The 12,952-nt window shown below is 44.2% G+C and carries 10 protein-coding genes; 1 reads left to right on the top strand and 9 read right to left on the bottom strand.

Features of this window, described 5'->3' with window-relative positions:
• Nucleotides 1-178: 178 nt before the first annotated feature.
• From TW84_RS11485 to TW84_RS24870, 7 genes are all read right to left on the bottom strand, one after another.
• The gene (locus TW84_RS11485) at nt 179-1,732 is read right to left on the bottom strand and encodes a L,D-transpeptidase family protein (RefSeq protein WP_045975778.1); all 1,554 of its coding nucleotides are present in this window, start codon (nt 1,730-1,732) and stop codon (nt 179-181) included.
• 109 nt (nt 1,733-1,841) lie between these two features.
• Nucleotides 1,842-2,924 (bottom strand): DUF1513 domain-containing protein, encoded by a 1,083-nt coding sequence (locus TW84_RS11480; protein ID WP_045975777.1) that lies wholly within the window; start codon nt 2,922-2,924, stop codon nt 1,842-1,844.
• Nucleotides 2,914-3,945: an imelysin family protein gene (locus tag TW84_RS11475; protein WP_045975776.1), complete on the bottom strand. Its 1,032-nt coding sequence runs from the start codon at nt 3,943-3,945 to the stop codon at nt 2,914-2,916. The genes TW84_RS11480 and TW84_RS11475 overlap by 11 nt, the downstream gene beginning before the upstream one ends.
• A gap of 9 nt (nt 3,946-3,954) precedes the next feature.
• Nucleotides 3,955-5,343 carry a di-heme oxidoreductase family protein gene (locus tag TW84_RS11470; RefSeq protein WP_045975775.1) on the bottom strand — a complete coding sequence of 463 codons (1,389 nt, stop codon included), beginning with the start codon at nt 5,341-5,343 and terminating at the stop codon, nt 3,955-3,957.
• Nucleotides 5,344-5,460: 117 nt separating this feature from the next.
• Complete coding sequence (locus TW84_RS11465) at nt 5,461-6,723, bottom strand: imelysin family protein (RefSeq protein WP_045975774.1); 1,263 nt, start codon at nt 6,721-6,723, stop codon at nt 5,461-5,463.
• Nucleotides 6,724-6,890: 167 nt separating this feature from the next.
• The gene (locus tag TW84_RS11460) at nt 6,891-7,529 is read right to left on the bottom strand and encodes a GTP cyclohydrolase II (RefSeq protein ID WP_045975773.1); all 639 of its coding nucleotides are present in this window, start codon (nt 7,527-7,529) and stop codon (nt 6,891-6,893) included.
• A gap of 161 nt (nt 7,530-7,690) precedes the next feature.
• Nucleotides 7,691-7,867: a hypothetical protein gene (locus TW84_RS24870; RefSeq protein WP_045975772.1), complete on the bottom strand. Its 177-nt coding sequence runs from the start codon at nt 7,865-7,867 to the stop codon at nt 7,691-7,693.
• Nucleotides 7,868-8,288: 421 nt separating this feature from the next.
• Here TW84_RS24870 and TW84_RS11450 point away from each other — a divergent pair, with 421 nt between their 5' ends.
• Complete coding sequence (locus TW84_RS11450) at nt 8,289-9,056, top strand: alpha/beta hydrolase family protein (protein ID WP_045975771.1); 768 nt, start codon at nt 8,289-8,291, stop codon at nt 9,054-9,056.
• A gap of 77 nt (nt 9,057-9,133) precedes the next feature.
• Here the strand turns inward: TW84_RS11450 and TW84_RS11445 are convergent, their stop codons facing one another.
• Nucleotides 9,134-10,504 (bottom strand): SPFH domain-containing protein, encoded by a 1,371-nt coding sequence (locus tag TW84_RS11445; protein ID WP_045975770.1) that lies wholly within the window; start codon nt 10,502-10,504, stop codon nt 9,134-9,136.
• A gap of 412 nt (nt 10,505-10,916) precedes the next feature.
• A complete protein-coding gene (locus tag TW84_RS11440) occupies nt 10,917-12,476 on the bottom strand; it encodes a methionine--tRNA ligase (RefSeq protein ID WP_052707917.1) in 1,560 nt (519 codons plus the stop codon).
• Between the last annotated feature and the right edge of the window lie 476 nt (nt 12,477-12,952).

Here is a 12,952-nt window from a genome sequence, read left to right as displayed (position 1 = left end):
AAGCCTTCATAAAATCGTTAATGGAAACGTGTCGAACGGGGACACTACCTAACTCTAATATGAAGTGCAAATGCATAAACCGTGCTCATTCAAAGGATTTGAGCGTTGATTTTTGCTTAATGCTTGACCTTATTAATAAAAAACATTGTTGTGTGGAAATGTTATTTTTTGTTCAGAGTCACCCTTTGCCGTAACTAAACCGATCCCAGCGGTAAATATCTTCCCGGTAATGGACCTTGCCGCCTTCTGACCATGCCGTCTGATAAATGATATGTACCGGGACTTGCTGTTTGAGCGGAATCGCTTTGTTTGCGGCGATCTCCTCTTGTTCTAAGGTCGACATATCCAGCCCCTGACTCTCTAGAAGAAGAGAAGCAAATTGATCGGCGTGTTCGACACGAATACAGCCCGAACTGAACGCTCGACTTGCTTCATCAAACAAGTTTTTACTCGGTGTATCGTGGAGGAAGATAGCACGCCGGTTTGGTGTGTTAAACTTGTACAAACCCAAGGCATTTTTATCGCCTGATAGCTGCGTCATCCGATAGGGAAACGCACTCGGCCGCATATTAGGCCAATCAATATCTTCCGGGTTGATCTGCTCTTTTGAACCCCACTTAGGCACAATCGTAATATTCTGTCTGATCAAATACTCCGGGTCCTCTTTTACTTTGGGAATGATGTCTTCAACCATGATTTTCCATGGAACATTCCATGTCGGATTGAGAATGAGCGAGTCTAAGTTGATGGTCATCATAGGCGTGGGTCTCGCTCTTCGTCCAACCACCACCTTAGATTCAAACACCTCCTGACCTGAATACCAGTATTTCATTTCAAAACCCGGTACATTCACGACTATGATGGTGTCATGTTCAATGGGCCACAATCGGCTCCGCTCTGCATTGAGAGCTAAGATAGACAGCCGCTTAGTTGGAGGAGTGTTTAACCACCGAATCGTGTCAGGGCCAATCACCCCGTCTTGCGTTAAGCCATGGAGCTGCTGAAACTGCCTGACCCCCGCTTCCAATGTCACGTCATACCAATCAATATCTCGCCTAACATTAGATAGGTCGACGTCCACCATTTCCATTCTGACTAACAATACCTCTTTATTTTTAAGAGAATCTCCTACTTGCCTCAACCCTTGTTGTTTGTATTTAGGAAGATTCAGCTCTTCAAACTTGACCACATGCAAATAGCTGTCAATGAGCTTCTGGTAGTCGTCACTGTCAGGGGTATAAACTTCGATGAGTTCGCTGAGCTGCTGATACTCAACGGCAACGGAAACCGCAATCAAATCTGACTGAGTCAACCTTGGTAACGGTTTGTAAAGCTTGGATTCGAAAAACCAATAGTAGCCCAGCACTCTGGCTTGCTCAGCGTAGCTAATGTAAAGCAGCAAAGTGTCCGTTGCGAGAAGGTCATATTCATGCCAGCGATTACTTTTTCGATAGTACTCAAGGTACCTCAACTGACGAGCAAACAGTGGGCTGAATCCCGCACTAGTGATGATTTCGAGTTGGAATTCAAGACGAGAACTTTGTTGAAGATCAAACCAGATCAACTGATTGTTATTGCGCTGATAAATTTGTTCAACATCTTGAGGGTATTGCAGCACTCGAAGGACGTGACTACCTGTCTCCAACCAACCAATACGCTCAAAGTAGCTACTGGCCCAAGTCGGTAGAGGAATCATGATCAGCAGTAATAGAAGGGGGTTAAGTCTAGCCATCTTACTCTCCACTCTAGTCGCCTGAGATCAAAGTATGGCAGAGAAATAAGAGGCTAGGATGAAATGTTGATGAGAATATTAATTTTCCCAAGCTTTACAATGCAGTAGGCTAAGAAATCATAGACCAGTGGTTATCCCATTGAATTCCCGACTGATTTTTTTTCTTCTCTTGTGGTGAATATTGAGTGATCACGCCGCCAGCCCCCGAGCTCACTCGGAAAAAACCGTTTTGCACAACGACACCAGAAGCGTCTGGCAAAGAAGCCAATTCGACCATTTTTCCGGTTTGTTTAGACCAGATTCCGTAGCAGTTTCCGCGAGGTGATGTCGCTAAGATCCACTCTTCAGTTGCCGCTATACTCGCAATGTAATGATTGAATCTTGCCCACTGTTCCGGCTCCGCTTCTAGTGGGATCATTTGACCACCTTGGGTATGCATGGCTAAAAGAGAGGGGTATTCGTCCGGCTCACCACGATACTGCTGACCACATAGCACGGTTTTGTCGCCGTCATGCGCGAGATGTCGAATACTCAAATGGTGATCGGGTAAAGACACCTGTTCCGTTAGCTCACCGTTGGAGTCCAAATAGCTCAGGCTAGGTTTCATGGTCGCTATATTGAGCGGTTGTCTGCCATTGGTATGCACACCGCCAACACCAATGGCCAGTGAACCATCGGGCATAGCAATCACTTCATGAGGGCCAAGGCCAAAGTGAGTAAATTCTGCGACCTTGTCATATCCAGCCAGTACATCATAAACGCCAATAATGCCTCGACTGGTGCCACGTTCTCCCTCCGTTGCGTACAGCCATTTTCCGTCGTTTGAGTACACGCCATGACCGTAATAATGACGATTTGAACTGGCAGCAGAAGATTTGATCACTTCACCAGTCAGGTAGTCAAATACCACGAAAAACGTACCAGGCCGACGAGCAAACGCCACCGCATGGTTGAGTTGCGAGTTTGTCGCAACGCCGTGCCCCCTTGCCGGAAGAGGTACCTGCCTTATCGGATAACCAAGCTCATCCGCGACCACAACCGAGTATTTGTCTCGGCCATATAAAGAACAACCTATCAGTGATGGCTGGTCCACTCTCTCTGACGTGCTTGCACAACCAAAAGGTAGCAAAGGCGCAGCAGCGCCAAACAGTGCTGCTTTGAGGAGATTTCTTCTTGTGTTATCAGTCACCATCAGTTGCGTTAAACCCTATTACAACACCAAGCTCAATCGCCACTTCTTCGTGGATAAGGTACTTCAACTGCTCCAACTTATTATATTGAGCGTAGGCTTTACGATACCCCTCCTTTGTCTGCAACATATCAAACAAGCTTTCATCGGTTGGCCATGTGACTAAGGCGCTATCAAACTGTTGGGTGATGCTGTCAGCGAGCTGCACTTTCCCGCGCTTGCGCAGCAATGCATCCAGCCCATCGCCTTCTGCTAGGTACAAGGCCTGCATCCCTACAATGTTGGCTTTGAGGTTAAGCATTGACGTTTCTGAGCGCCAAGACTCGGCAAAATATGGTCTTGGTTTACCAAAGTTAGCCAAAGGACGGCTGAGTTTTTTCATACTGTATTCAAGTTGATTCGACAGCAGAGAAATGTATTCAGACGTCCATGCTTTTTCGTCCAGTTCAACCCAAGGGTTCGTCTGCCATGCCGTGGCAATGCTCTGAGCATTGAGGGCAATGTTTTCAGTGATCGCAATACCAGTTTGGCAGGCAGTGTGTGATGAGCTCAAAGAAGAGGCTTGATCATACAACAGCCATTCCACCGAGCCTAGGCCTTGGACCGTTACGCTCTGCTGCGAAATCTGCTCTTGCGTCCAAGCTTGATCTTGGCCGGTAAGAGCGGCCATTTTGCGACCCGTGGTGTTTTTCTTGTCTGGCCAGAACTGTATATTCCAGCTTTGCTCAAGGGCTTTTTCAGGCCCTCTTTCCTGACCTTGCAGTGCCATCCAAGCCATCATGGTTTGATGCCATTGCGATTTGAGTGACGGCAGTTTTGTTTGGTCTGCACAATAAACGGCCATTAGGTTGGCCAGTTTGTCAGCTTGATTTGAGAAAGTATGCGCGGCTGTAAACTCTACTTGGTAAACGCCCTGACTAGGATGAGAGGTTTTTTGGGCAATAGGCGTTGGGCTGGTAGTTGACTGACAACCCGCCAGTAGCATCATCGAGGCAGCCATTGCTGATAAAGAAAAGATCTTCATCGTGATTCCTTACAATGAATTCAAGAAAGCGATCAATGCATCGCGCTCTTTTTGATTGAACTTGAGAACGGTTTGTTTCGCCGGCTCAGCTTCACCGCCATGCCACAACACCGCTTCCATCAGGTTACGTGCTCGGCCATCATGAAGGAAATAGGTATGGCCGTTCACTTCTTCTGTATAACCGATACCCCATAATGGCGCAGTTCGCCACTCACGTCCATTCGCCAAATACTCTGGCCTGTTGTCTGCTAACCCCTCACCCATATCATGAAGCAGTAGATCGGTGTAGGGATGAATTTTCTGATTCGACAGAGCTGGTAAACCTTCTCTTGTCATAGTTCTCACTTCGCTCTTATGGCAGCTATCACAACCTGCTTTGGCAAATAAACGCTGACCGAGCTTAACTTGCGGATCATTAATATTACGACGAATCGGTACGGCTAAATGCTGAGAATAGAACTCAACGAATTCAAGAATGTTGTCGCTGACTTCTGGGGCTCCACCGTTTGGCAATTCAGCACAAATCGATTGCTTTGACGTGCAGTTCTCATTGGGGAACAGGTTGCTGGTTAGGCCGACATCACCGTTGAAAGCCGCAGCATTTTGTTGCATCAGCGTAGGTTGCCCAGACTTCCAGCCAAAGCGACCAATGGCGAAATCATTCTTCTGTACATCCCATACTTTATTGGCTTTGCCAGAAATACCATCGCCATTGGCATCATTTTCATCCGCCCAAGCTTGTAGCGTTCCATCGGCAATACTCTCTAATAAACCCAGACCAATCATTGGTGGAGCGATGCGCGCCGAAAATTGAGTCTCTGGATGCATCTCTCCATAACCCAGATCAGTAATTTTGAGCTTTGGCTTACGTAATACGACTTTTGTTCCGTCAGCAAATGTCACTGGTACGTCTGAATAAGTGATACTGATCTGCCCTTCTGGAGTTTGATCCTGAAGTGAGAAGTCTTGAAGTTGACCACCATATGTGGGTTCAGGGATCACTCCGTCTTTAATGAAGGCTTTTTTCTGCTCGGGCGTCATCGCAGGAATGCTCAAACGAACCAACATAGAGACCGCATGAATATCATTCTCTTCCGGTGGATGTCCCCGACCATCTTTAATGTGACAATTTTGACAACCATTGGTATTGAATAAAGGCCCCAAACCATCACGAGCATCCGTCGAAGCAGGGGCTTGCACCCAAGGATTGCGGAAAAAACTGTTACCCACACTGAAATCCAGACGCTTGGTCATTGGAAGATTTCCCGCAGGTAAAGAAAATGCGTTGGCACCTTCTTTCTTCACTGCCGTGCCTCCACCTGATTTCACTTCATATGCGGAAACAGATGCACTGAGCATCATCACAGAGGCCAATAAGGACTTTTTATACGACTTCATACCAATAGTTCTCGGGCAAAACACCAACACTTTATTAAGAAATATTCTCATTAAAAGTGTGGTTATAGAAACAGCAAAAGGGCTCACTAAGAGCCCTTAAAATTAATTAATTGTTTTTTAGAATTCGTGGTCAGCTGTGTCTGGGTTCAGGCTGCTGATACCAACAATTTTCGCCGCACGTTCAATAGACGCAGTCTGAGCAACTAGAGACATGATTGTCTCGTTTACTAGGGCGTTACCTTGTGCATTACCCGCGGCAATTAGCTGGTCAAAGTACTGACCTTTCTTCTCTGCCGAAGTCACCAGTTGGCCAACTTGAGAACGCGTTGTATCAAACTGGTTTTGGATTTCCTTCGCGGCTGTTTTGTCTTTCTGAGCTACGAGATCTGCGATGCTTGGACCAGATAGAAGCGTACCGTCTTCACGTTTGTACAGACCAGTGTATACGTTATAGATACCTTGCTCGTTGTAGTAGTGAGAGTTGTGCGTGTTGTCAGAGAAACAATCGTGCTCATCTTCCGTCGAGTTGGCTTCTAGAGCGACTTTCATACGCTCACCCGCAAGCTCACCTAGCGACAGAGAACCCATGCCGAATAGCATTTTACGTAGGCCGTTGTCCGCAGAATCGTTCAGAAGTTCTTCACGGTAGTTACCTTTTGCATCTGAAGACCACTGTTTCTCCATCCACTCTAGATCTTGAACAAGTAGATCAGCAGCGGCTTTTAGGTACTCACCACGACGGTCACAGTTGCCATTAGTACAACCTTTACCGACAACAAAGTCAGTATAAGCACGCTCACCAGCACCTGCGTTAGTGCCGTTTAGGTCTTGACCCCATAGTAGGAATTCAATCGCATGATAACCTGATGCAACGTTAGCTTCAGAGCCACCCACTTCGTTTAGATCAGCGATCGCTTCTGGCGTCAGTTGGGCCACATCAAGTTGAGTAGCACCAATTGTCAGTTTTTGGTTGGCAACGATATTTGCACTGGCGCCTTCGTTACCAAGCTCGTATTGATAGTCTGCTGCAACGTAGTCGATCAACCCTTCGTCAAGTGGCCAAGCGTTTAGCTGACCTTCCCAATCGTCAACGATCGCGTTACCAAAACGGAATACTTCAGACTGTTGGTATGGTACGCGAGAGTCGATCCAAGCCTGTTTTACTTCAGCAAGTTTCGCAGCGGAAGGAGCGGCAAGGAAAGATTCGATAGATTGGTCTAGTGTCTTAGCTGTCGTTAGGGCATCAGCAAATACAGCGTGAGCTACATCCGCGTAGTGCTCGACGACTTGCTCCTTTGTCACGTTTGCAGCAAACGCAGAGCTGCTCGCAATAGCAAACGAAGTTGCTACCGAGCACGCTAAAAGTGATTTTACATTCATTGAAAAGCATCCTTGTTGAGCTTAATAATTATTCTGCATCATAAGTGCTAATTATTCTCATTTGCACTCATGGCCGCAAATAATACAAACTTACATTTTTTTTGCAAGAGATATACAAAAAAGCCTCACAAAAGTGAGGCTTTTATCAAAATAGATTATTCAACAGGTTACAGCTTAAGGTCGTGCTTACCGTGAGATACCTTAGCTTGCAGGTAGCCTTCGTTTCCGTCTTTAATATGTGCCGAGGTATTGACAGTATCTTCAATTTCAACACCATGCGCTTTCAATTCACGAATTTTTTTCGGGTTGTTGGTAATCAAACGAATCTTATCGACGTTTAACGCCTTGAGCATCTGCGCCGCTTCAGTGAAGTCACGCAGATCATCTCCAAAACCAAGATGATTATTCGCTTCATAAGTGTTCATCCCTTCGCTTTGCAGCTTGTATGCATCAATCTTGTTATACAAGCCGATGCCTCGACCTTCCTGACGCAAATAAAGAATAATGCCACCGGATTGAGCCATTTTGTTAATGGTTTCATCTAGTTGCTCACCACAATCACATCGCGAAGAGTGGAACACATCGCCTGTCAGGCATTCTGAGTGTAAGCGAACTAAGGGGCTGGACTGAGTCTTATCGGCTTGTTTGAAAATAACCGCTACATGCTCTTTGTCGGTCTTGAGTCCTTTGAAAGAGAGAAGCTCTGCTTCTATATCACTGTTTTTACCGACTTTAAAATCTACTCTGGCTCTAACTTGCGCCATATCCCTACTCACTTGAATCTTACTATCTTCTATTTCTATCATTTTAGAAATCTCTTATGTGACTAACTATGGGGACTGATAGTCTATAAATCAATGGTCAGATCACCTTTTTGTTATAATATAACATTTTAATTTTGAGACAATAAAAAACCTCGTCGAATTGCATTCGCGAGGTCGATTATGAAAATAGACGAATAGTAAGACTAGTGGTTATGTTTTTTCTTCCACATGGAGAGCTCTATCCAAAGTGCCTCAAGCACTTCAAGCTCTTCCTCAGTCAATAGAGAGAGTGTGGGTTTAGTTTGTGGCAAAGAATAAGCTTGCAACGCACTTATTTGAGCGTAAAAATCTTTGCGTAACTGAGATATGTTTGTATCCACTACTGTTTCCTAAGTTTCTCTCTAAAAACCAGCACAAAATGACCACTTAAACCTTTTTTCTCAAAAATGATAGCAAATTACATAGATTGCGCAATGACATGAAGTGTTTTTGAGCAATAAATCACATTTTATGTATGGATATAGCCTTTACAATTCAATAAATTGCTTGATCAAGTTTGATCTTTTAGCAGCATTGCGCACCATGAAAAAGATCATTGTCGTCAGGCTAATTTGTAACTAGAGTACTGATGCCATCGCTTTCATTGTAGTTAAGAGCAGACAATATCCAAGAGCTAGAACGTGGTTGCGGCAATGGTATCCATTCTGATGCCAGTGGTCTAGATAAGGGCGGTTAGCGAATTTCTGCAGTCTGATGGTTAATCATGTTTAGAAACGACTGGTCTAGATAGAAGGAACTTTAATGCAAGATGTTCTAGTCGAAAAAAGTCATATAGGTGAGATTGTATATCTTCTTTACGCTCAAAAGGAGTCGGTAAATAATCCTTTGGTCATCATCTGTCATGGGTGGAATAACGACAAATATGAGGGCTCTAATCTGGCTTTAAACTTAGCCCTACAAGGTTACTCTGTTATCTGTTTCGATGCAGATAAACACGGCGAAAGAGATGATGGTAATGCTCAAAACGTGACTGCTCATTCGGACTTTAGTAAAAGAATGGTGGGTGTGATCAAGCAGAATTCAGATGATATCCATACCCTCATTGAACACTATCAAGAAGATAGTCGGATTGATCCCTCAAGGATTGCGGTTGTGGGGATCTCTATGGGGGCAATGTCCACCTTTTATTCTTTGACCCAAAACAAACGGATTAAAGTTGCAGTGCCCATTCTTGGTTCTCCTGATTTTGTCGGTTTGGAAAAATTTGCCTTAGAAACCGATTCCGTTAAAAAGCCCCTTAGTGATGATGAGAAGCTAGCTATCCAGTATATGGCAGACATTGATCCTTGTTTGTACCTCATAGAAAATGAACATCGCCCTATGTTAATCATAAATGGCGCGAAAGATGATTGGGTTCCTGCCAACTTCGCTCAGAATTTTTATGAAAAATTGAAAACTAGGTACGCTAACAATAATACTGAAATTGAGTTCAAATTAGCTGATGAATCGCATTACTTTTCTAACCATATGCGTGATCATACGATTAAATGGTTAAAGAAAAACTTGTGAGCTAAAAAAGGCTGATACCAAGTATCAGCCTTTCGATTGTTTTGAAACGGCATTCAGAGCGTTAAGCCCATACCGCCTTATTGTTGAGCGACTTTTTTGGTTTGTTCCATTAAGCCAAGAGCACCAAATCCCGTAATCACATCAAGGTTGGTTTTCAGGCCAGCTTCTGCACCACCGCCGATGTAGTTTTGTGGCATCTGCACTTGGAAGTTTTGCAAATTCTTGTACAGAGAATTGGCCACATCGCGGTTCAACTCTGCTAAGTAGACTTCTCGGTTTGCACCCAGTGCTGAGTATTTTGCTTTTAGCACGTCCGCTTCTGCACGACCTTTTTCACGAATGGCTTTCGCTTCAAATTCTGCAGACAACGCATTGGCTTTTTGAATCGCTAGGTTAGCTTCTGCTATTGCTAGCTCCTTCTCTTTTTCTACCTCAGCGAGTCGCTTGGTTTTCTCTACTTCAACAATTTCACGCTCTGCAATCTGCCTCGCCACTTCAACCTCTTTTTGCTGTGCGATGATCGCAAGCTCTTTACGACGCTGAGCATCTTGGACTTCACGAGTACGCTGGATCTCTTTACGCAACTGCTCGGTCTCTGCTTGCGCCTTCGAGGTTTCTTGCTCCTGAATAGCACGGATGCGATCGGCAACTAAGCGCTTTTTGTCTGCCAGTAGTTGATCAAGTTGCTTTTCAGGCTGCGGATCACCGATAGTCACCTGCGTCACTTGGATACCATATTGTTGCAATGGGTTATCCTGACGGATTGGGCGACCTGTATCATCGGAGACAGGCACCGTCTTCCAAACCAGTTGGTTAGTCCGTTGCAGTTGGTTCGCGTTTGATTGATCGATGCCAACAGGAGCAAGATCTAACTGTTCTACTTCTACCTGGCGACGTTCAGTCAAGTAAATACCTTCACGTAGCTGGTCACCCAATTTAGATTTGAACTGGTTTAAACCGCCTTGGAAAAACTCTTCACCCGTATATTGAGTGGCCGTAATCACAGTCACGTTACGCGCATTTTTTACCAACAGTGCATCAATCAGATTGTTATTGTTGCGAAACTCTCGGTGCATTTTTTTGACAGATTCAGGATCATTGCTGAGCTTAAAACGGAAGGTAACGGGTATCTCACCGATATAGGTATCAGCGAAGCGAACCTGAACCGAATCAAGACGTTGATAAAAGTCTTCGCCTTTGTTGTTACCAAATGACACCGTGACCAATTGGTCGTATCTGGTGATTTTGGATAGAAACGGCATCCGAAAATGAATACCAGGCTCAGTGAACACATCCAACTCACCAGTGAGGTTGTTCTGATGCACATAACTATAACCAGCATCGGTCATCAGAACTGAACTATTAATTGTTAAGCCTATTGCTAGCAGCGGTATACCAAATATGGCTGCTTTCAATCCTTTACGTAATAACTGACGTCTCTCTTCCACTGTTTATTCCCGCTCTAAATATTTGTTACAAATTTAAACGTTTATTATATCTATTCGATATTCTTCACACACTAAGCAGAGTAACTAATCTGATAGGCATTGTGTTTGAATAGACTGGCATTTTGTTCCAACAACTTTATCTAAGCCAAGACAACCTCTTAATCTGCATGGTACTTAACCGAAACATGTATTCCAATTGAAACTTAAATTTAATCCGATAAATAATATTTAAATTTATCGGATTGTGTTTAATGCACATTCAAATAAAAAAAAACGAAAAAAAATTTATATTATTAATCATCTTTATGGCTGTCGATTATATAAATTTATGGCATTTTTATTAAGCAAGACTCCGAGCTATTTATTGAACTATAAAAGAATTGCCCTTTGTTATCGGGCAATTAATAAATAATTAAGCAATCTCAACTCGCTGCCAGTGGCTATTCGCAGATTTAACGGCTACTCCTTCAAAAACCAACCTCCCCTGCCTCAATACCGAGCATGGCTGCTCACCCAACTCAGCGATAATTCGTTGGCTCAGTTTGGGGATTATAGGTGACGATAACCATGCTAACTCGCGTATAAAGTTGGTTACCACTAAACAAGTCTGCTTCGATTTATGCGCTGGTTGCCCTTTGCCGACAAGCCAAGGGGCACGATGGTGGAAAAAACCGTTCAACTCCGCTAGTAGCGCTAGCATAACTTTGGTTACTTGGTGGAGATCGCCGTCTTGATAAGCATTAACTATGTCATTTAGGCATGGCGTTAACTGGTCTACGAATGTCGCACACTCTAGGTCCAGTTGACCGACCTCTTCGAGAGTTATTTTTCCAGCGAAAACTTTAGCAATTAAAGTGTGATTCCGTTTTACCAAATTAGCCAGAGTGTTGAGTAAATCTGCGTTGATGAGCTCGGCGAATTCGTCCAAGACGACGTTACCATCTCGATAAAGCGGTTTTTGACGTACCAGAGCATAACGCAGTCCATCAGTGGTTAGCTGCTTTGCAAAGACACTAGGGTTGACTGTGGTCTCAGGGTTGGACTTAGAAATCTTTTCACCGTCAATGGTCCACCACCCATGCACAATGAGCTTTTTCGGTAGAGGGAGATTTAAAGCCAATAGAAAAGCGGGCCAGTACACTGCATGGAAAAGCAGAATGTCCTTACCAAGAATGTGTTGAGTATTGGCTATGTCAGCCTTTTGCGCACCTGTACGTTGTATAGCGGTAATGTAACTAAATAAGGCATCAATCCAAACGTATACAGTATGCTGATGATGGCTTGGAACCTGAATACCCCACTTGTTGTTGATTCGAGAAATTGATAAATCAGCCAGCGGCGCTGACTTCAATTGCTCTATGATTGTGTTCTGAAAGTGTTGCGGCGCAATCACGTTTGGATGTGTTTGATAGTACTCTAATAAAGCTATGCGGTACTTTTCTAAGCGAAATAAATAAGTTTGTTCTTCGACCTGAACGACGGGTTGTTTGTGTACTGGACAGAGGCGATTATCGACGAGCTCTCGTGGTGGATAATATTGTTCACATGCTACGCAATACTCACCCGAATATTGCCCAAGGTAAATATCGTTCTGGCTTTCTAAGGTTGTCCATATATCCTGAATATGTGCTTGGTGGTCTTCTGCTGTTGTACGGATAAACACATTGGGTTCTATTGCCAACTGCGGCCATAAGGCCTGAAAAGTCTTCGAGGTTGCGTCTACAAATTCTTGTGTCGATTGCTGTCGGGATAAAGCAGTCTGCGCAATTTTCTGCCCATGTTCATCAGTTCCCGTGATTAGCCTACTTTCCGATCCCAAGAGCAAAGAAAATCGGTGAAATATGTCAGCGATAATGCCGGAGTACGCATGCCCTAAATGTGGCTCGCCATTGGCATAAAAAATAGGAGTAGTGATAAAACATTGCTTAGGTAATAGTGAGGGTTTAGTGGCAATTGATTGCTTTAAGCTCATCGTATAATCTCCTTTGATTCCATTACAATAGTCGGAAAGAGATCTCGATTTCGGCTTAGTTGCACCACCTTTCCAACAATATGTTCAGGAATGGTGATGCAGTGAATAGTTAATTTAGAACACGCAGCCCATCCCTCCCAGCATTCGCTGAGAAGGCATGTTCATCATGATATTTGTTACAAAAGTATAGGCCATTGGTTGTACTGTTTTTGTGTTCTTATCTTCACTCTATCAGAGTGATTTTTATCCAACAAGCGTTTCCTTCTCTTCAAACTTCAAGGCATCTGGCAAATTCTTACTCAGTGAGACATCGAAGCCAACAAAATGGAATTGGCCTTGATCACCTCGATATTGATTGCCAGTGAGCGGTTTTGTGACTGGCTAACAATAAAACACAACCATACCTGCTCTGGTGTGGTGATTTCAGTACGTGTAAGTTCAAGGGGCTGGAGGCAGCACAGATTATGGGGGAAAAC

This window comes from Vibrio neptunius (genome assembly GCF_000967495.1).
Lineage (GTDB): Bacteria > Pseudomonadota > Gammaproteobacteria > Enterobacterales > Vibrionaceae > Vibrio > Vibrio neptunius.
This window is presented reverse-complemented; position numbering and strand designations above follow the sequence as displayed.

Excerpts from the sequence above, each read along its gene's own strand:
- TW84_RS11485 (WP_045975778.1), bottom strand. The coding sequence starts at position 1,732 with ATGGCTAGACTTAACCCCCTTCTATTACTGCTGATCATGATTCCTCTA.
- TW84_RS11480 (WP_045975777.1), bottom strand. The coding sequence starts at position 2,924 with ATGGTGACTGATAACACAAGAAGAAATCTCCTCAAAGCAGCACTGTTT.
- TW84_RS11475 (WP_045975776.1), bottom strand. The coding sequence starts at position 3,945 with ATGAAGATCTTTTCTTTATCAGCAATGGCTGCCTCGATGATGCTACTG.
- TW84_RS11470 (WP_045975775.1), bottom strand. The coding sequence starts at position 5,343 with ATGAAGTCGTATAAAAAGTCCTTATTGGCCTCTGTGATGATGCTCAGT.
- TW84_RS11465 (WP_045975774.1), bottom strand. The coding sequence starts at position 6,723 with ATGAATGTAAAATCACTTTTAGCGTGCTCGGTAGCAACTTCGTTTGCT.
- TW84_RS11460 (WP_045975773.1), bottom strand. The coding sequence starts at position 7,529 with ATGATAGAAATAGAAGATAGTAAGATTCAAGTGAGTAGGGATATGGCG.
- TW84_RS11450 (WP_045975771.1), top strand. The coding sequence starts at position 8,289 with ATGCAAGATGTTCTAGTCGAAAAAAGTCATATAGGTGAGATTGTATAT.
- TW84_RS11440 (WP_052707917.1), bottom strand. The coding sequence starts at position 12,476 with ATGAGCTTAAAGCAATCAATTGCCACTAAACCCTCACTATTACCTAAG.